The organism is Pseudomonas paeninsulae (genome assembly GCF_035621475.1).
Taxonomy (GTDB): domain Bacteria; phylum Pseudomonadota; class Gammaproteobacteria; order Pseudomonadales; family Pseudomonadaceae; genus Aquipseudomonas; species Aquipseudomonas paeninsulae.
Window position 1 is genome coordinate 441,204 of record NZ_CP141799.1, and the last position, 17,791, is coordinate 458,994.

The following is a 17,791-nucleotide window of genomic DNA, read 5'->3' on the forward strand; positions in this document are numbered from 1 at the left end:
CATGGCCCTGTTTCGTGAACTCGACTATGGCACCCCCGCCCGTACCGGCGCCCCGGTAACGGTGGAAATCGACGGTCAGGCGATCACCGTGCCGGCCGGCACCTCGCTGATGCGCGCGGCCCAGGAGGCCGGCATCGCCGTGCCCAAGTTGTGCGCCAGCGACAGCCTGGAAGCCTTCGGCTCGTGCCGCCTGTGTGTGGTGGAAATCGAAGGCCGCCGCGGCTTCCCGGCGTCCTGCACCACCCCGGTGGAAACCGGCATGAAGGTGCGCACGCAGAGCCCGAAATTGGCCGATCTGCGCCGTGGCACCATGGAGCTGTACATCTCCGATCACCCGCTGGACTGCCTGACCTGCTCGGCCAACGGCAACTGCGAGCTGCAGGACATGGCCGGCGTGGTCGGCCTGCGCGAAGTGCGCTACGACCCGGTGAAGACCCACCTGGCCGAGACCAAGGACGAATCCAACCCCTATTTCAGCTTCGATCCGGCCAAGTGCATCGTCTGCAACCGTTGCGTGCGCGCCTGCGAAGAAGTACAGGGCACCTTTGCCCTGACCATCACTGGCCGTGGCTTCGACTCGCAAGTCAGCGCCGGGCAGAACGAAGACTTCCTCGATTCCGAGTGCGTGTCCTGCGGCGCCTGCGTGCAAGCTTGCCCGACTGCCACCCTGATGGAAAAATCGGTGATCGAGATGGGCCAGGCTGAACGCAGCGTGACCACCACCTGCGCCTATTGCGGGGTCGGCTGTTCGTTCAAGGCCGAGATCAAGGGCAATGAAGTGGTGCGCATGGTGCCGAACAAGGACGGCCACGCCAACCACGGTCACTCCTGCGTCAAGGGCCGCTTCGCCTGGGGTTACGCCACCCACCCGGACCGCATCGCCGCGCCGATGATCCGCGAGAGCATCGATCAGCCTTGGCGCACCGTCGACTGGGACGAGGCGATCAGCTACACCGCCAAGCGCTTCAAGGACATTCAAGCGCAGTACGGCCGCGACTCGGTCGGCGGCCTGACCTCCTCGCGCTGCACTAACGAAGAAGCCTATCTGGTACAGAAGCTGGTGCGCGCCGCCTTCGGCAACAACAACGTCGACACCTGTGCGCGGGTCTGCCATTCGCCGACCGGTTATGGCCTCAAGGTCACCCTCGGCGAATCCGCCGGGACCCAGGACTTCGACTCGGTGCTGGCCGCCGACGTGGTGCTGGTGATCGGCGCCAACCCTACCGACGGTCATCCGGTATTCGGCTCGCAGCTCAAGCGTCGTCTGCGCGAGGGCGCCAAGCTGATCGTTGCCGACCCGCGCGGCATCGATCTGGTGCGCGGCCCGCACGTCAAGGCCGACTACCACCTGCAACTGCGTCCCGGCAGCAACGTCGCCCTGCTCAACAGCCTGGCCCACGTCATCGTCAGCGAGAACCTGGTGGACGAGGCTTTCGTCGCCGAGCGCTGCGAGGGCGAAGCCTTCGAGCAGTGGCGCACCTTCGTCGCCGAGCCGCGGCACAGCCCCGAGGCCATGGAAGAACTGACCGGCGTGCCGGCCGCCGTAGTACGCGGCGCCGCGCGGCTGTACGCCACCGGCGGTAACGCGGCGATCTACTACGGCCTGGGTGTGACCGAACACAGCCAGGGCTCCTCGACCGTGATGGCGATTGCCAACCTGGCCATGGCCACCGGCAACATCGGTCGCGCCGGCGTCGGCGTCAACCCGCTGCGTGGACAGAACAACGTGCAGGGCTCCTGCGACATGGGCTCCTTCCCCCATGAGCTGCCCGGCTACCGCCACGTCTCCGATCCGCTGGCGCGGGGGCAGTTCGAACAGGCCTGGGGCGTCAGTCTGCTCGACGAGCCGGGCCTGCGTATTCCCAACATGCTCGCTGCGGCGCATGCCGGCACCTTCAAGGGCATCTACATCCAGGGCGAAGACCCGGCGCAATCCGACCCGGATACCCAGCACGTCACCGACGCGCTGCGGGCCATGGAGTGCGTGGTGGTGCAGGACCTGTTCCTCAATGAAACCGCCAAGTTTGCCCATGTGTTCCTGCCCGGCGCCTCCTTCCTTGAGAAGAACGGCACCTTCACCAACGCCGAGCGGCGCATCTCGCCGGTGCGCAAGGTGATGCCGGCGCTGGCCGGCAAGGAAGATTGGGAAGTGACGGTGGCGCTGTCCAATGCCCTCGGCTACCCGATGAACTACAGCCATCCGTCGCAGATCATGGATGAAATCGCCAGCCTGACGCCGACCTTCACCGGGGTCAGCTACGCCAAGCTGGAGCGTTTGGGCAGCATCCAGTGGCCATGCAACGACGCCGCGCCGGAAGGCACGCCGATCATGCACGAGGACGCCTTCGTGCGCGGCAAGGGTCGCTTCATGATCACCGAGTACATTCCCACCGAGGAGCGCACCTCGCGCAAGCGTCCGCTGATTCTGACCACCGGGCGGATCCTCTCGCAGTACAACGTCGGCGCGCAGACTAGGCGTACCGAAAACAGTGCCTGGCATTCCGAGGATGTCCTCGAGTTGCACCCGGTGGATGCCGAGGATCGCGGAATCAACGACGGCGACTGGGTGGCGATCAACAGCCGCGCAGGCGAGACGGTGATGCGCGCGGTGGTCACCGAGCGGATGCAGCCGGGGGTGGTCTACACCACCTTCCACCACCCGGAGTCCGGCGCCAACGTGATCACCACTGACAACTCGGACTGGGCGACCAACTGCCCCGAGTACAAGGTCACCGCCGTGCAGATCAGCAAGGTCGAAACACCTTCGCAATGGCAGGACGAGTTCCATGCCTTTACCAAGGAGCAACTCGACCTGCTGCCGCGGATCAAGGTGACCCAGCTCTAAGCGCCGCTGGCGGCGGGCGATCCGTGTGATCGCTCGGCGCCATTGTTTTTCAGCTCCTCGACTGCCAGAGGTTCGCAGATGGGTATGAACGCCACACAATTGATCAAGATGGCCAACCAGATCGGCGCCTTCTTCGCCTCGCAACCCAACCCGGAGCAGGCCCGTGCGGACTTCGCCCTGCATCTGAGGAAACAATGGGACCCGCAGATGCGTATCGCGCTCTATGCACACGTCGACGCCACCGCCGGCGAAGGGCTCAGCGCCTTCGCCCTGGAGGCGATGCAGGGCCTGCGTGAGCAGATCGAACCGCTGGCCCGACCGGCTTAAGCTGGGGCCTGATCCCTTGGAGTCTTCGCGCATGTCACGCAACGCCGCCACCCCTGTCCCGGGCGAGCCGTCCACCAGCCAGACGCAGGATGCTTATGCCTATGTCGAGCTGGATGACGCGGCGGTGCGCGGCAGCGCCATGCTGGCCGAGGAGTGTGCCCTGGCGATTGCCTACAACGGCATCAGCCATGCGGTGATGATGGTGTCGCCCTCGGCCGTCGAAGACTTCGTTATCGGCTTCAGCCTGAGCAGTGCGGTGGTCAGCGGCATCGAAGAAATTTATGACGTGCGCGTTCAGCGCAATGGCGACACCCTCAACGCCGAGGTGCAGATCAGCAATCGCGCCTTCTGGGCGCTCAAGCAGCAACGTCGCCAGTTGGCCGGCACCAGCGGTTGTGGCCTGTGTGGCGTGGCGGCGCTGGAGCAGGCGCTGCCGCAACTCGCAGTTCTGCCGTCCAGCCCGTTGCCGCCCGCCGAACACTTGCATGACTTGCGCACGCGCATCGCCAGCGCGCAAAGCCTGGCGCGCTACAGCGGTGCCCTGCATGCCGCGTTATTCGTCGACCAGGACGGCGAGATCAACCTGTGCCGCGAGGACATCGGGCGGCACAACGCGCTGGACAAGCTGATCGGCGCGCTGCGCCAGCAGGGTCGTAGCGCGCGCCAAGGCTTCGTGGTGATCACCAGTCGCTGCAGCCTGGAGCTGATTCACAAGGCGGTGCGCGGCGAATTTGCCACCCTGGTCAGCCTCTCGGCACCGACCAACCTCAGCGTGCGCTGGGCGCGCGAGCATCGCCTCAACCTGATCCACCTGCCGCATCACAGCGCGCCACGGGTATACAGCCCGGCGCGTTAGTGTGGCTGCGGTCTTGACCGCGAAGCTGGTCTGCCGCGAAACCGTTACAGCCCCTCGATCAGCTCCCGGTAATCACCGACTGCGGCGAATTCCTCGGTGTCCTTTGGGCCTTTGCGGCTGTCCGGCTGGCGCACCGCCAGCAGGTGGCCGATGCCATAGGCGTGGGCGCTGCGCAGCACGGGCAGACTGTCGTCGATGAACAGGCTGCGCGCCGCAGCGAAGCCGAGGTCCTGCTGCAGGGCGAACCAGAACTGCTGAGCTTCCTTGGCGAAGCCGTAGTCGTGGGAGCTGATCAGACGGTCGAAGTAGGGCGCCAGTTCGATGCGTTCCAGCTTCAGCGACAGCGAGTCGCGATGGGCGTTGGTGATCAGCACCACGCGCTTGCCGGCGGCGCGCACCGCGGCGAGGAAGGTGTCGGCGTCCGGGCGCAGGGCGATCAGGTGGGCCACCTCGCGCTTGAGGTCACGAATCGACAGGTTTAGCTCACGGCTCCAGAAGTCCGTGCAGTACCAGTTGAGCTGGCCGGCATGTGCATGGAACAACGGCAGCAACTCGGCGTCGGCCAGCGCCCGGCTGATGCCGTGCAGCTCGGCGTAGCGCTGCGGCAGGTGCTCCAGCCAGAAGTGGTTATCGAAATGCAGGTCGAGCAGGGTGCCGTCCATGTCCAGCAGTACGGTATCGATCTCGCTCCAGGGCAATGACGGCATGGTGGCTTCTTGTGTGCTGAGTGCGGAGGGTGTCGCGAATCTGCCGACTGACGTCGTGATCGCGCAATCTCCGGCGGGGCTAATCGGAACAGGCGCGGTATGATAACTCGCCCCGCCATTCTCAGGAGCCGCACCATGCGTCAGAAACCCACCGTACTCGCCCGAGAGATAGTCGCCAGCAGTCGCTTGTTTCGTATCGAGGAGCTGCAGTTGCGCTTCGCCAACGGTGTGGAACGGACCTATGAGCGCCTGGTCGGCAAGGGTGTCGGTTACGGTGCGGTGATGATAGTGGCGCTGGCCGATGCCGAGCATGTGCTGCTGGTCGAGGAGTACTGCGCCGGCACCGACGACTACCAGTTGTCGCTGCCCAAGGGGCTGATCGAACCGGGTGAGGACGTGCTGGCGGCGGCTGACCGTGAACTCAAGGAGGAAGCCGGTTTCGGCGCGCGGCGGCTTGAGCTCCTGACCGAGTTGAGCCTGTCGCCCGGCTATATGAGCCAGAAAATCCAGGTGGTGCTGGCCACGGACCTGTACCCGGAACGCCTGCCCGGCGACGAACCGGAGTCGATGCGGGTCGACAAGGTTAACCTGCGCGAGCTCTCGAGCCTGGTGCAGCATCCGCAATTCAGCGAGGGCCGGGCCCTGGCCGCGCTCTATCTGGCGCGCGACCTGCTGACCCAGCGTGGAGACTTCGTGCTATGAGCCATCCCCTGATTCCGGCGGTAATCCAGTTGGTCCGCGAGGCCGGCGCGGCGATTCTGCCGCATTGGCGAGCCGGTGTGCTGGTGACCGAGAAGGCCGACGCCTCGCCGGTGACCGCCGCCGACATGGCCGCCCATCACATCCTCAACGATGGCCTGGTCGCGCTCGATTCGAGCATTGCGGTGCTGTCCGAGGAGGCCGCCGATATCGCCTTCGACGAGCGCGCGCGCTGGAGCCGCTGGTGGCTGGTCGACCCGCTGGATGGCACCAAGGAATTCATTTCCGGCAGTGAAGAATTCACCGTCAACGTCGCGCTGATCGAGCAGGGCCGGGTGGTGTTCGGCGTAGTCGGGATTCCGGCCAATGGTCGCTGTTACTACGGCGGCGCCGGCCTGGGTGCCTGGCGCGCCGAGGCCGATGGTGCAGAGCAGCCGATCAGCGTGCGCCTGAACCCGGATGAAGCCTTTACCGTGGTCGCCAGCCGGCGCCACACCAGCCCGGCGCAGGAGCGTCTGCTGGAGGGCCTGAGCGAACGCTTTGGCGACCTGCAACTGGCCAGCGTCGGCAGCTCGTTGAAGTTCTGCCAACTGGCCGAAGGCAATGCCGATTGCTACCCGCGCCTGGCGCCGACCTCGCAGTGGGACACCGCAGCCGCCCAGGGCGTGCTGGAAGGCGCCGGCGGCGAAGTGCTGACCCTGCAGGGCGACGTGCTGACCTATGAAGCGCGCGAATCCTTGCTCAACCCCTCCTTCCTCGCCTTGCCGGTGGCCGTCGAATGGCGCGCCGAGCTGATCCAGCTGGCCCGCGCGCTGGACTAACGCTCGCCTACTGCAGCCGCCTCCAGGCACCCTAGGCTCAGGCCCATTACCTTGAGCAATCCGCGATCCCTAGGGTGTCACTCGCTGCAGGCAGTGCAGCATGGCTCACCGGCGCGGCGCGGGGTTGTCAGTCGGCGATCAGTTGCTCGACCAGGGCCGGGTCGTCGATAAAGCGATTGCGTGTGCCCTGTAGGCTGCCGATCTTTTCGTTGCGGGCGTTTTCTTCGCCATCCGGCGGGTCCATCCGGTGCCACTGCTTGTACATGCGCGCGTCGCCGCCGATGGGCAGGTCGTACTCGATGTGCATGTAGAAGATCGCCCGGGCGATGTTGCCCTTGGCGGCGTCGCGCGGCTCCAGCACTTTGAAGCGGCTCTTGAGGTCGCAGCCGATGTCGGCGAACGTGCTCTCCTCGCTGGCGTCCAGCAAACCGAACTGCGCGTCGCGCCGCACCTGTTCGGCGCGGGTCAGCGCCGGATAGAGGTTATGCAGGTCGGCGGCCATATAGGCATAGCGTGGGCTCATGATGCTGCACTGGCGATCGGTGATGCAGCGCAGGGCGCTTTTCAACTGCTTGCTGCTGTAGATCGGACTGGCGCTGAGCAGTGCGCCGCCACCTTCACCGGTGAAGGCCTTGGCGCAATACAGCGAGGTGCCGCCGGCGCCATACAGCTCACCCCAGAATAATTGGTCGCGGACTTGCGGATCGGCAATCTGACTCTGACCATTGGCCAGCGCCGGCAGGCTGAAACTGGCTGCCAGGCAACCGAGGGCGATAACGACTGCTCGCATGATAAGACTCCGTTGACCGCCGTGTTCGGGGTCTGTTGTTTTTTTAGAGTGGCCGCATCTAACAAGACCCGCGTCACATGAGCAAGCCGAAAGATTGGCGCCATGTAAGCTTTGGCTTACATGGCGTGCCGTCGATCGCCACTACTGTGATCGGCGCTGGGCGGCTAATCTTCTGGCCATGGACGTAGCGCAGGAAGCGCAAAAAAACCAAAAGGGACACGCAGGATAGCCGCCAGGATGGTGCGCGCAACACGGATGTCAGTACACAGTCTGCAAAGCCCCGCACCAGCGGGGTTTCTTTTTTTGGGCGTTCGCCCAGTGCGGCGCTTCTGCCGCGTCAATCTCCAGTAGCGTGATGGTTCACAGCGGGGCAGCCTCCACGGCATCCAGACGTCGAGGGGGCAGGTCAGTCGAGTCGATGGCGACCTGCAGTAAACTGTGACGACTTTGTACGCGTCGAGCCTCGCTATGCTGATCCAGCTTGCCCTGTGTTTTCCACCATCGCTCCGCTCCGTCTGGCTGCTGCTCGCGGCGTTGAGCCTGAGCACTATCCAGCCAGTGGCCGCCGCGCAGCTATACCGCGTGGGTGTGGAAGACGTCGATTACTACCCCATCTTTGCGGTGTCGGCGGACCACCAGTACCGTGGTTACGCCCGCGATTTGCTCGACCTGTTCGCCGCCCACGCGCACATCCAGCTGCGCTATGTGCCGTTGCCGGTACGCCGGCTCTATCACGAGTACTGGGCGGGTCGGCTCGACCTGGTTTTTCCCGACAGTCCGCGCTGGTATGAGACCGGTAAACCGCACGGTGTGATTACCTACTCGCAGCCGCTGCTGACCTTCCAGGACGTGATGCTGGTGCTGCCGGCACGGGTGGGCCAGCCGCGAGAGCGGTTTCGCAAGCTCGGCTTCGTCCGCGGCTTCACTCCCTGGAAGTTTCACGCCGAGATTGCCGCAGGCGCCGTGGAGATCCACCGGGCGCCGAGCCCGGAGGGCCTGATCCGGATGACCCTGGCCGGCTACATCGACGGTGCCAACATGGCCCGCCAGGTTGCGCGCTATCACCTGGGCCAACTCGAGCGGCCGCACGCCCTGGTGGCAGAGCCCAGCTTGTTGCAGTCCAGCGACAGCCACTATTACCTGTCGAGCATCCGCCATCCCGAGCTGATCCAGCGCTTCGATGCCTTCCTGCGCAGCGAGCGGCAGGCGGTCGCTGCGCTGAAGGCGAAATACGGGCTGTAAGCCAAGGCGTCAGAGGTGGTGAACATATCGCGAGGGCGCCGCCAGCTATTCGCGGCAAGGCGCAGCGCCAGGCTGCGCAGCCCGCCAGCTGTGTGGCGTCGCGCTGATCGACGCTGCACTGCCTGCGGCGAGTGACAGCCTGCGGATCGCGGGTTGCGCGAGGTCATTGGTCGCAGCAGGCGGGCGTTTTTCACCCCCTTTCAGCCGATCCGGCGTTTGTCCGCAGCGGCATCCTGCCAGCAGGCTGCCGCGACGTGCGGTGCGGCCATCGGGCAACCCTTTCGGGACTTCCTGCTCGGCTGGTGGTGGATGCGCGCTGGCTCGCGCGGGTCAGCCTTTTATCTGCTGCTCCACCCACTCGGCATAGGCGTTGATGAACTTCTGCAGGAACGGTTTGATGCCGTCGCCGAGCATGCCGGCCTCCTCGAAGAAGCTGCCGGCGCCGCCCAGATAAGCTTCCGGCTGCTGCATCATCGGCACATCGAGAAACACCATGGACTGGCGCAGGTGCTGGTTGGCGCCGAAGCCGCCGATGGCACCCGGCGAGGCGCTCAGCACGGCGCCCGGCTTGCCGCTAAAGGCGCTCTGGCCGTAGGGACGCGAGCCGACGTCGATGGCGTTCTTCATCGGCGCCGGCACCGAGCGGTTGTATTCCGGGGTGACGAACAGCAGCGCGTCGGCGGCCTTGAGCTTGGCGCGAAAGCGCAGGTAGGCTTCGGGCGGCTGTTGCTGGTCGATATCCTCGTTGTACAGCGGCAGGTCGCCGATCTCGATGATTTCCAGCTTTAGCGAGGCGGGCGCCAACTCGGCCAGCGCCAGGGCCAGCTTGCGGTTGATCGATGCCTTGCGCAGGCTGCCGACGAGGACGGCGACGTGGTGAACCTTGCTCATGACGACTCCTTGCCAGTGAGAGCGGGAAGTGGGGTGAACTGAAACTATAGACCGCCCCGGCGCCGAAGGTCTTGGCGGGCCTTGCTCAGCTGAAGGTCGTGAGCAAATCCTTGACCATGGCCTGCTGCGCCTCACTCGGTTGACGGCCGCGGTGGCTGGCCAGGTGAAACTGCACGCTGAAGCCGAGCTGTTCCGGCAGCAGCGCGCGCAGCAGGCCGCTAGCTTCCCAGGGGGCGGCGATGTGTCGGGGCAGGTAGCCGATATGGGCGCCAGACAGGACAAAGGCCAGAGTGCCTTCGACCTGTTCGCTGTGGGCGCTGCTGGCGGTGGTTTGCCAGGGTTCGTCGCGTTGGATGAAACGGTAGGGGTGGAGCACGCTGTCTTGGCCCTGCAACTGTTCCAGGCTCACTTCGGTTCGAGCGAATAAATGATGCCCGCCGCCGCAGTACAACGCTTGTGTCTCCTCGAATAACGGGACGTAGTCGAGCGCGGCCTGGGCGCCGGAGAAGTAACCGATCGCCAGGTGCAATTGATCCTGCAGCAGGCGTCGTTCCAGTTCGGCCGGCATGGCGCTGAGCAGTTCGATCTGCACCGCCTGGTTGCGCCGGCGAAAGTGGCCGATGGCTGCGCCGACTCGACTCAGCACCTGCGCGTCGAGGGCTTCGGAGAGGCCGATGCTGAGCGTGCCCAGCAGTTTGTCGGCCATGCCCTGGGCCTCGCCCTTGAAGGTTTCGAGGGCGGCGAACAGTTTGCGCGTGGCCAGCAGCACCTGCTCGCCCTTGGGCGTCAGGCGGAAGCCAGCCCTGCCGCGCTCGCACAGGCGAAAACCCAGGCGCGTCTCCAGCTTGGCCATCTGTGTGCTGATGGTCGACTGACCGATGCCCAGTTCGCCCTGCGCGGCACTGAAGCCGCCGCTCTCCACCACGGTGATGAACAGGCGCAGCAGTTGCAGGTCGAGGTCGCGGACTTGGCTGAGCATGGCGGCTCCAAACATTGATGAAAGTAGATGCCAGAGTAGATTACTTCATATTTATCCAAAGCAATTCGCAGCGCAGCATGGCTCTACCTAACCCGCTGCTACAGGGGTCATTGCCGAGCCAATTTGAATGAGGGTATCGCCATGCGTCTTGCCGCGAGTGTGTTACTGATCGTCTTCGCCCTGCCGCTGCAGGCCGAGGAGCAGGTGCTGAACATCTACAACTGGGCCGATTATGTGGCGCCGCAAGCGCTCAAGCGCTTCCAGAGCGAGAACGGGATACGGGTCAAGTACGACACCTTCGACAGTGGCGAAGTGCTCGACAGCAAGCTGCTCACCGGTGGCAGCGGCTACGACGTCGTGTTTCCAGCCTCCAGTGGCCTGGCCCGGGCGATCCAGGCCCAGGCCCTGCAGCCGATCGGCGCGCTGAGCAACGCCGTCAATCTCGATCCCGAGCTGCTGGCAAAACTGGCCGGTGTCGATCCCGGTAACCAGTACGGCGTGCCCTATACCTGGGGTACGGTCGGCCTGGGCATCAACCGGCAGGCGGTCGAGCAGCGTCTGCCGGGCGTGGCGCTGGACAGCCTCGACCTGCTGTTCAAACCGGAATACGCCAGCAAGCTCAAGGATTGCGGCATCGCCGTGCTGGATTCGCCGCAGGAAGTGATTGCCGTGGCCCTCAACTACCTGGGCAAGGCGCCCTACAGTGCCGCGGCCGAGGACCTGGATGCCGCGCAGCAGTTGCTGGCGAAACTGCAGCCGAACCTGCTGTATGTAAATTCCGCCCGGCAGATCAACGACCTGGCTAGCGGCACCGTATGCCTGGCGCTGGCCTACACCGGTGATGTCGGCATGGCCGCGGCGCGGGCGGCTGAAACCCCGCAGCCGTTCGAGGTGGTCTATCGCATCCCCCGCGAGGGCACCCTGATCTGGTTCGATACCATGGCCATCCCCAAGGACGCGCCGCATCCAGAGGCCGCTCGCGCCTTTATCGACTACATGCTCAAGCCCGAGTCGATTGCCGAGCTGACCAACGAACTGTATTTCGCCAATGCCAACGCCGCTTCGGCACCGCTGCTCGATGAAGCGGTCAGCAGCGATCCGGACATTTACCCAGGCGCCGCGGTGCGCGCCCTGCTGTTTCCCGAGCAGACCATGACGCTCAAGGACCAGCGCAAGCGCAACCGCCTGTGGACCGCCTTCCGTAGCCAGTATTGAACTCACGCTCGCCATCCTTGAGGACCCGACCATGGATCACGCCTTCGACAACGACCAGGCCATCACCCGCGACAGCCTGTACGGCACCTGCGCCGAGCCGACCTACGCCGGCATCACCAGTTTCATGCGCCGGCGCTATACCCGCGACCTGCGCGGTGTCGACCTGGTGGTCAGCGGTGTGCCGTTCGACACCGCCACCACCAACCGACCCGGCAGCCGCTTCGGTCCGCGGGCGATTCGCGCCGCCTCGGTGCAGTCGGCCTGGGCGCGGCACTTCCCCTGGGAGTTCGACCCCTTCGACCTGCTGGCCTGTATCGACTATGGCGACTGCTACTTCGACCACGGCACCCCGCAGGACACCCCGGCGCTGATCGAGGCGCATGCCGACAAGATCCTCGCGGCCGGCTGCGCCATGCTCACCCTGGGCGGCGACCACTTCATCAGCTACCCGCTGCTCAAGGCCCATGCGAAGAAACATGGCGCGCTGGCGCTGATCCACTTCGACGCGCACAGCGACACCTGGCCGGACGAGGAGGGGGCGCGCATCGACCACGGCACCATGTTCTACCACGCCGCCCGCGAGGGCCTGGTCGACCCGGCGCGCTCGGTGCAAATCGGCCTGCGCACCACCAACGACGACGTGATGGGCTTCCAGGTGCTCGACGCCCGCCAGGTGCACCGCAGCAGCCCGGAGCAGATCGCCGAACTGATCCGCGCGCGGGTCGGCGACCATCCGGTGTACCTGACCTTCGACATCGACTGCCTCGACCCGGCCTTCGCCCCCGGCACTGGCACCCCGGTGTGCGGTGGCCTGTCCAGCCACCAAGCGCTGGAAATCCTCCGTGGCCTGCGCGGCATCAATCTGGTCGGCATGGACGTGGTAGAGGTGGCGCCGCCCTATGACAATGCAGAAGTCACCGCCCTGACCGGCGCCACCCTGGCCATGGAAATGATCTGCCTGTACGCCGCACGGCATAAATTGACGGCCTGATCGCCGCTCGCCTTCCGCGCCAACCCAGGCGCCGTACCGCGTCCAGCCCCGGGCAGCCCTACAGGTTGTCTGGGGCTGTTGGCTTTTCTGGCCAGCGTAAGCGCCGGTGGCTTGGGTTTTGCGCACCCCGGCCCATAACTTGCTCAGGCAGACGCAGTCGCGCGCTAAGCGCTTGCCTGGCATGTTGATCGCTAGTGGCTAATTGCCCATGCGCACGCAAACAAAAGCATCGATTTAGAGCGGCTCGGCTAGCATGCAGGGGTTTCGTCTGTCGACAGTATTGTTTACATATATTTATAGGATTGTTCACATTATGTTGCGCGGCCTTGTAAAAACGTAGTACACAAGACTCCGCATCCGCCCTGACTTGCCGTCTTGCGGGTGGCTAACCAGAAGGGTGCAAGGCCCCGCAAGGCGCTGCTCCTCTCCAATAATAAAACGCCGATACCCGCTCGTTTGAGCTGCTAAGGTCATCGGAAGATAGGAGAAAACCCAATGCAGCAAGAGCAGGCCACAGCAGCCTCCGATGCCCCGCCGCGCTTGGTCTTGAAGGGCATCTGCAAGGTCTACCCCACGGTAGTCGCCAACGATGGCATCGACCTGCGCGTCATGCCCGGCGAGATTCATGCCGTGCTGGGGGAGAACGGTGCCGGCAAGTCGACCCTGATGAAAATCATCTATGGGGTGACCCGACAAACTTCCGGCGAGATGTTCTGGGAGGGCCAGCCGGTCACGGTGGAAAACCCCGCCCATGCCCGTAGCCTGGGCATCGGCATGGTGTTCCAGCACTTCTCGCTGTTCGAGACCCTGACCGTGCTGGAAAACGTCGCCCTGGCCCTGCCGGGCAAGCCCGACCTGATGGATCTGGCCCGGCGCATCGAGTCGGTGTCCACGCGCTATGGCTTGCCGGTCGACCCGCGTCGGCATGTGCATGCGCTGTCCGTCGGCGAGCGCCAACGGGTCGAAATCGTCCGCTGCCTGCTGCAAAACCCTCGGCTGCTGATTATGGACGAACCGACCTCGGTGCTCACCCCGCAGGCGGTACGCGTCCTGTTCGAGACCCTGCGCCGGCTGGCCAGCGAAGGCTGCTCGATCCTCTACATCAGTCACAAACTCGACGAAATCCAGGAGCTGTGCCACAGCGCCACCGTGTTGCGTAGTGGCAAGGTCACGGGCGCCTGCATTCCTGCCGAGGAAACCCCCAAGAGCATGGCGCGGCTGATGATCGGCAAGGACCTGCCGGCCTGCGAGCACAGCGCCGCGCCGACTGACGGCGAGATTCGCTTGAAGTTGGACGGGCTGTCGCATGTCTCGCCTGATCCGTTCAGCACCGATCTCAAGGACATCCAGCTGGAGGTGCGCTCCGGCGAGATAGTCGGCATCGCCGGGGTCTCGGGCAACGGCCAGGCCGAGCTGTTGGCGGCTATTTCCGGGGAGACCCCGCTGAGCGAGAAAGGCCCGGTGCAGATCTGCGGCAACGCGGCGGGACGCTTGTCGCCCGACCAGCGCCGGCAGATCGGCCTGTGCTTCGTGCCGGAAGAGCGTCTGGGCCGTGGCGCGGTGCCGAGCATGTCGCTCAGCGACAACGCGCTTCTCACCGCCGCCGTGTCGAAAGGCCTGGTCAGGCGCGGCCTGATCGATTTTCGCGCGGCCAAGACCTTTGCCAGCGAATGCATCGAGCGCTTCAACGTCAAGTGCGGTGGGTCGGCGGCGCAGGCCCGCTCACTGTCCGGTGGCAATCTGCAGAAGTACATCATGGGTCGCGAAATCATGCAGGCCCCCAAACTGCTGGTGGCTGCCCAGCCCACCTGGGGTGTGGACGTGGGCGCATCGGCCTTTATCCGCCAGCAGATAATCGACTTGAGAAACGCCGGTTGCGCGGTGCTGGTGGTGTCCGAGGAGCTCGATGAGCTGTTCGAGATTTGCGACCGTATCGCGGTGATCGCCGATGGGCGTTTGTCGCCGACGCGGCCCTTGGCCGAGACCTCGGTGGAGGACATCGGCGTGTGGATGAGCGGCATGTGGCCCGGCAGCGAGAGCGTTGCCACATCGACCAGCAACCAATAACAAGGGAACGCGCCCCATGCTGTCATTCAAGCTTGAAACTCGCCCCGAAGCCTCGCGCGCCATGAGCTATCTGTCGCCGCTGATTGCGGTGGCACTGACCATGCTCGGAGGGCTGCTGTTGTTCTCCGCCTTGGGTAAAGACCCACTGGAAGGCTTTCAGGTGTTCTTCCTCAATCCACTGCGCTACTGGTACGGCGTGGCTGAATTGCTGCTCAAGGCCGTTCCGCTGATGCTCATCGCGGTGGGCTTGGCCATCGGTTTCCGGGCCAATGTGTGGAATATCGGCGCAGAAGGCCAGTTCATCCTCGGCGCCTGTGCCGCGACTGGGGTCGCGCTGGCCTTTGGCGACTACAGCGGCCCGCTGGTGCTGCCGGCGATGGTCGTCGCCGGGGCGTTGGGCGGTGCCGCCTGGGCGGCGATCCCGGCATTGCTGCGCACCCGCTTCAACGCTAACGAGATCCTGGTCTCGCTGATGCTGGTGTATGTCGCTCAATTGCTGGTGTCCTGGCTGGTGTTCGGCCCCTTGATGGACCCAGACGGCTTCAACTTCCCGCAGAGCAAGATGTTCGCCGATTCGGCGCTGTTGCCGATCCTGTTCGAGGGCACACGGCTCAACCTGGCCTTCGTGATGGCGCTGGGGGTGCTGTTGATCGGCTATGTGTTTATGCACAAGAGCTATCTGGGCTTCAAGATGCGTGTGGCCGGCGAGGCGGCAGATGCGGCGCGCTATGCTGGCTTCTCGGCCAAACGGATGATCTGGATCGGCCTGCTGGTGGGCGGGGCCTGCGCGGGCCTGGCCGGCATGGCCGAGGTGGCGGGGCCCATGGGCCAGCTGACCGACAAGGTCGCCAGCGGCTACGGCTTCGCCGCCATCATCGTGGCCTTCGTCGGGCGGCTGAATCCCATCGGGATCTTCTTTGCCAGCCTGTTGATGGCGCTGCTGTTTCTCGGCGGCGAGCAGGCGCAGTTGTATCTGAGCCTGCCCGCGTCGATCTCCAAGGTGTTCCAGGGCATGTTGCTGTTCTTCCTGCTCGGTTCGGACCTGTTTATCAACTACCGGCTGCGCGTGCGGCTGACCCTGGCCAAGGCGGGAGACTGACATGGAGCAGAGTCTGATTACCTCGATACTGTTCGCCACCCTGGTGGCGGGCACGCCGCTGATTATCGTGGCCCTGGGCGAACTGATCACCGAAAAATCCGGGGTGCTCAACCTGGGCGCCGAAGGCACCATGGCGATGGGCGCGGTGGCCGGCTTCGCCGCCACCTACTACACCGGCAACCCCTACCTCGGCGTGTTGGCCGGCATGGCGGCCGGTGCGTTGATGAGCCTGTTGTTTGGCCTGCTGACCCTGACGCTGATGGCCAACCAGGTGGCCTCCGGGCTGGCGCTGACGATCTTCGGCGTCGGCCTCTCGGCCTTTATCGGCAAACCCTTCGAGTCGCTGACCCTGCCGGCCGTGCCGGCGATCCGCATTCCGCTGCTGGCCGATATTCCGCTGCTCGGGCCGGCGCTGTTCAACCAGCAGTCCCTGGTCTATTTCTCCTGGGCTCTGCTCGGCGGGGTGATCTGGTTCCTCTACAAGAGTCGCGCCGGACTGATCTTGCGCGCCGTCGGCGAGTCGCCCTCGTCGGCCCATTCGATCGGCTACTCGGTGATCGGCATCCGCTACCTGGCCACCATCTTCGGCGGCGCCATGGCCGGTATCGGCGGCGCCTTCCTGTCGGTGTTCTACACCCCGCTGTGGGTCGAGGGCATGGTCTCTGGCCGCGGCTGGATCGCCCTGGCGCTGGTGGTGTTCGCCACCTGGCGGCCGCTGCGGGTGATGGCCGGGGCCTACCTGTTCGGCGGGGTGATGATCAGCCAGTTGTTTATCCAGGGCTCGGGCCTGCAGATCGAGGTGCCGTCGCAGTTGCTCTCGGCGCTGCCTTATCTGGCGACTATTTTCGTGCTGGTGCTGATTTCGCGTAATCAACAGACCATCCGGCTGAACTCGCCGATGTCGCTCGGCCAGCCTTACCGGCCGGACGCCTGATCCGTTGGCGGGCGCTTAGGGGGAAGGGTCCGCTGCATTCATTTCCCCCGACAACAAAAACAACCAGAGCATGAACGCTAGGAGAGGAACTGATGGGTAATCGCAGATATTTCATCAAGGCAGCAAGTGGTGTGGCAATGGCAACCGCGTTGGGCTTTGGCCTGCTGGGTGCGGCGCAAGCGGCCGACCCGCTCAAGGTTGGCTTCGTCTATATCAGCCCGATCGGCGACGCCGGCTGGACCTACCAGCATGATCTAGGGCGCTTGCAGATGGAAAAAGCCCTGGGCGATAAGGTCGAAACCAAATACATCGAGAACGTACCGGAAGGCGCCGACGCCGAACGGGTCATCCGCGAGCTGGCCAGTAGCGGCTACAACCTGATCTACGCCACCAGCTTCGGTTACATGAACTACGTCGAGCGGGTCGCCAAACAGTTCCCCAACGTGACCCTGATGCATGCCACCGGCTACAAGACGGGCAAGAACTTCGGCAACTACAACGCGCGCTTCTATGAGGGCCGCTACCTGAATGGCGTGGTCGCCGGCAAGATGAGCAAGTCCAACGTGCTGGGCTATGTTGCCGCCTTCCCCATCCCCGAAGTGGTGATGGGCATCAACGCCTTCGCCCGTGGCGCGCGCAGCGTCAACCCGGATGCCGAAGTGCGGGTGATCTGGGTCAACAGCTGGTACGACCCAGGCAAGGAGCGCGAAGCCACGCTGACCCTGATCTCCCAGGGCGCCGACATGCTCACCCACCACACCGACTCCACCGCCGTGGTGCAGGCTGCGGAAGAGAAGGGCGTGAATGCCTTCTCCTACCACTCGGACATGAGCAAGTACGGCGCCAAGGCGCAGCTCTCCGGCACCACCCACCAGTGGGGCAAGTTCTATACCGATACCACCCAGAGCGTGCTGGACGGCACCTGGAAACCGGCTTCCACCTGGGGCGGGATCAAGGATGAGATGATCGAGATCGTGCCGCTCAACCCCTCGGTACCGGCCGATGTCAACGCGCTGGTGGATAAATTGGAAGCCGATATGCGCGCCGGCACTTTCCACCCGTTCACCGGCCCGGTGGTCGATCAGGACGGCAAGACTCGCGTCGCCGCCGGCGAGGTCATCAGCGACGACGACCTGGGCCACATGAAGTACTTCGTCGAGGGGGTCGCGTCCAAGCTGCGGCAGAACTGAGAGACAGTGAAAAAACTCCCGCCTACTGCGGCAGCCTCCAAACGCTCGCTGCTGGCGTTGCGCTACGTGAAAAGTGGGGTCATTTAGCTCACTAAACTCCCCCGTTTTTCACGCAGCGCGCCTTGCCGCGAACGCCTG

At 64.5% G+C, this 17,791-nt stretch carries 16 protein-coding genes; 12 read left to right on the forward strand and 4 right to left on the reverse strand.

Features of this window, described 5'->3' with window-relative positions; all coding sequences use genetic code 11:
- Position 1: 1 nt before the first annotated feature.
- The 3 genes from fdhF to fdhD all read left to right on the forward strand — a co-directional run bounded on the left by fdhF (position 2) and on the right by fdhD (position 4,028).
- Entirely contained in the window at positions 2-2,845 is a 2,844-nt protein-coding gene (fdhF, locus tag VCJ09_RS01910) for a formate dehydrogenase subunit alpha (protein ID WP_324732932.1), read from the forward strand.
- An 84-nt stretch (positions 2,846-2,929) separates the two neighbouring features.
- Positions 2,930-3,172, forward strand: coding sequence for a formate dehydrogenase subunit delta (locus VCJ09_RS01915; RefSeq protein ID WP_324732933.1), 243 nt, complete (start codon positions 2,930-2,932; stop codon positions 3,170-3,172).
- Positions 3,173-3,203: 31 nt separating this feature from the next.
- Positions 3,204-4,028, forward strand: coding sequence for a formate dehydrogenase accessory sulfurtransferase FdhD (gene fdhD, locus VCJ09_RS01920; protein WP_324732934.1), 825 nt, complete (start codon positions 3,204-3,206; stop codon positions 4,026-4,028).
- A gap of 44 nt (positions 4,029-4,072) precedes the next feature.
- On the opposite strand, the gene yrfG is transcribed toward fdhD, so the two are convergent.
- On the reverse strand, positions 4,073-4,735 hold the full coding sequence (gene yrfG, locus VCJ09_RS01925; protein ID WP_079204424.1) for a GMP/IMP nucleotidase: 663 nt from the start codon (positions 4,733-4,735) through the stop codon (positions 4,073-4,075).
- A 135-nt stretch (positions 4,736-4,870) separates the two neighbouring features.
- Here yrfG and nudE point away from each other — a divergent pair, with 135 nt between their 5' ends.
- Both nudE and cysQ read left to right on the forward strand, forming a co-directional pair.
- The gene (gene nudE, locus VCJ09_RS01930) at positions 4,871-5,437 is read left to right on the forward strand and encodes an ADP compounds hydrolase NudE (protein WP_324732935.1); all 567 of its coding nucleotides are present in this window, start codon (positions 4,871-4,873) and stop codon (positions 5,435-5,437) included.
- The gene (gene cysQ, locus VCJ09_RS01935) at positions 5,434-6,255 is read left to right on the forward strand and encodes a 3'(2'),5'-bisphosphate nucleotidase CysQ (RefSeq protein ID WP_324732936.1); all 822 of its coding nucleotides are present in this window, start codon (positions 5,434-5,436) and stop codon (positions 6,253-6,255) included. Before nudE ends, cysQ begins: the two co-directional genes overlap by 4 nt.
- Positions 6,256-6,382: 127 nt before the next feature.
- On the opposite strand, the gene VCJ09_RS01940 is transcribed toward cysQ, so the two are convergent.
- Positions 6,383-7,045, reverse strand: a complete 663-nt coding sequence (locus VCJ09_RS01940; protein ID WP_324732937.1) for an endonuclease — start codon at positions 7,043-7,045, stop codon at positions 6,383-6,385.
- A gap of 468 nt (positions 7,046-7,513) precedes the next feature.
- Here VCJ09_RS01940 and VCJ09_RS01945 point away from each other — a divergent pair, with 468 nt between their 5' ends.
- Entirely contained in the window at positions 7,514-8,287 is a 774-nt protein-coding gene (locus tag VCJ09_RS01945) for a substrate-binding periplasmic protein (protein WP_324732938.1), read from the forward strand.
- 330 nt (positions 8,288-8,617) lie between these two features.
- Here VCJ09_RS01945 and VCJ09_RS01950 read toward each other — a convergent pair whose 3' ends face one another.
- Together VCJ09_RS01950 and VCJ09_RS01955 are read right to left on the reverse strand one after the other, a co-directional pair.
- Positions 8,618-9,178 carry an NADPH-dependent FMN reductase gene (locus VCJ09_RS01950; RefSeq protein WP_079204429.1) on the reverse strand — a complete coding sequence of 187 codons (561 nt, stop codon included), beginning with the start codon at positions 9,176-9,178 and terminating at the stop codon, positions 8,618-8,620.
- Positions 9,179-9,263: 85 nt separating this feature from the next.
- Positions 9,264-10,157, reverse strand: a complete 894-nt coding sequence (locus VCJ09_RS01955; protein ID WP_324732939.1) for a LysR family transcriptional regulator — start codon at positions 10,155-10,157, stop codon at positions 9,264-9,266.
- Positions 10,158-10,298: 141 nt separating this feature from the next.
- Between VCJ09_RS01955 and VCJ09_RS01960 the strand changes: the two genes are divergently transcribed.
- The 6 genes from VCJ09_RS01960 (at position 10,299) to VCJ09_RS01985 (ending at position 17,653) form a co-directional block, all read left to right on the forward strand.
- Positions 10,299-11,372, forward strand: a complete 1,074-nt coding sequence (locus tag VCJ09_RS01960; RefSeq protein WP_324732940.1) for a polyamine ABC transporter substrate-binding protein — start codon at positions 10,299-10,301, stop codon at positions 11,370-11,372.
- Between the two features lie 31 nt (positions 11,373-11,403).
- Positions 11,404-12,363, forward strand: coding sequence for an agmatinase (gene speB, locus VCJ09_RS01965; RefSeq protein ID WP_324732941.1), 960 nt, complete (start codon positions 11,404-11,406; stop codon positions 12,361-12,363).
- A 495-nt stretch (positions 12,364-12,858) separates the two neighbouring features.
- Entirely contained in the window at positions 12,859-14,430 is a 1,572-nt protein-coding gene (locus VCJ09_RS01970; protein WP_324732942.1) for an ABC transporter ATP-binding protein, read from the forward strand.
- Positions 14,431-14,449: 19 nt separating this feature from the next.
- Positions 14,450-15,529 carry an ABC transporter permease gene (locus tag VCJ09_RS01975; protein ID WP_324734574.1) on the forward strand — a complete coding sequence of 360 codons (1,080 nt, stop codon included), beginning with the start codon at positions 14,450-14,452 and terminating at the stop codon, positions 15,527-15,529.
- A 1-nt stretch (position 15,530) separates the two neighbouring features.
- Positions 15,531-16,463: an ABC transporter permease gene (locus VCJ09_RS01980; protein ID WP_079204433.1), complete on the forward strand. Its 933-nt coding sequence runs from the start codon at positions 15,531-15,533 to the stop codon at positions 16,461-16,463.
- A gap of 92 nt (positions 16,464-16,555) precedes the next feature.
- Positions 16,556-17,653: a BMP family ABC transporter substrate-binding protein gene (locus VCJ09_RS01985; RefSeq protein WP_324732943.1), complete on the forward strand. Its 1,098-nt coding sequence runs from the start codon at positions 16,556-16,558 to the stop codon at positions 17,651-17,653.
- Positions 17,654-17,791 lie beyond the last annotated feature (138 nt).

What these genes read in the sequence shown, in the direction of transcription:
- nudE (WP_324732935.1), top strand. Translation starts at nt 4,871, where the DNA reads ATGCGTCAGAAACCCACCGTACTCGCCCGAGAGATAGTCGCCAGCAGT.
- VCJ09_RS01950 (WP_079204429.1), bottom strand. Translation starts at nt 9,178, where the DNA reads ATGAGCAAGGTTCACCACGTCGCCGTCCTCGTCGGCAGCCTGCGCAAG.
- VCJ09_RS01955 (WP_324732939.1), bottom strand. Translation starts at nt 10,157, where the DNA reads ATGCTCAGCCAAGTCCGCGACCTCGACCTGCAACTGCTGCGCCTGTTC.
- VCJ09_RS01960 (WP_324732940.1), top strand. Translation starts at nt 10,299, where the DNA reads ATGCGTCTTGCCGCGAGTGTGTTACTGATCGTCTTCGCCCTGCCGCTG.
- VCJ09_RS01945 (WP_324732938.1), top strand. Translation starts at nt 7,514, where the DNA reads ATGCTGATCCAGCTTGCCCTGTGTTTTCCACCATCGCTCCGCTCCGTC.
- VCJ09_RS01985 (WP_324732943.1), top strand. Translation starts at nt 16,556, where the DNA reads ATGGGTAATCGCAGATATTTCATCAAGGCAGCAAGTGGTGTGGCAATG.
- yrfG (WP_079204424.1), bottom strand. Translation starts at nt 4,735, where the DNA reads ATGCCGTCATTGCCCTGGAGCGAGATCGATACCGTACTGCTGGACATG.
- VCJ09_RS01940 (WP_324732937.1), bottom strand. Translation starts at nt 7,045, where the DNA reads ATGCGAGCAGTCGTTATCGCCCTCGGTTGCCTGGCAGCCAGTTTCAGC.
- cysQ (WP_324732936.1), top strand. Translation starts at nt 5,434, where the DNA reads ATGAGCCATCCCCTGATTCCGGCGGTAATCCAGTTGGTCCGCGAGGCC.
- VCJ09_RS01915 (WP_324732933.1), top strand. Translation starts at nt 2,930, where the DNA reads ATGAACGCCACACAATTGATCAAGATGGCCAACCAGATCGGCGCCTTC.
- VCJ09_RS01970 (WP_324732942.1), top strand. Translation starts at nt 12,859, where the DNA reads ATGCAGCAAGAGCAGGCCACAGCAGCCTCCGATGCCCCGCCGCGCTTG.
- VCJ09_RS01980 (WP_079204433.1), top strand. Translation starts at nt 15,531, where the DNA reads ATGGAGCAGAGTCTGATTACCTCGATACTGTTCGCCACCCTGGTGGCG.
- speB (WP_324732941.1), top strand. Translation starts at nt 11,404, where the DNA reads ATGGATCACGCCTTCGACAACGACCAGGCCATCACCCGCGACAGCCTG.
- fdhD (WP_324732934.1), top strand. Translation starts at nt 3,204, where the DNA reads ATGTCACGCAACGCCGCCACCCCTGTCCCGGGCGAGCCGTCCACCAGC.
- fdhF (WP_324732932.1), top strand. Translation starts at nt 2, where the DNA reads ATGGCCCTGTTTCGTGAACTCGACTATGGCACCCCCGCCCGTACCGGC.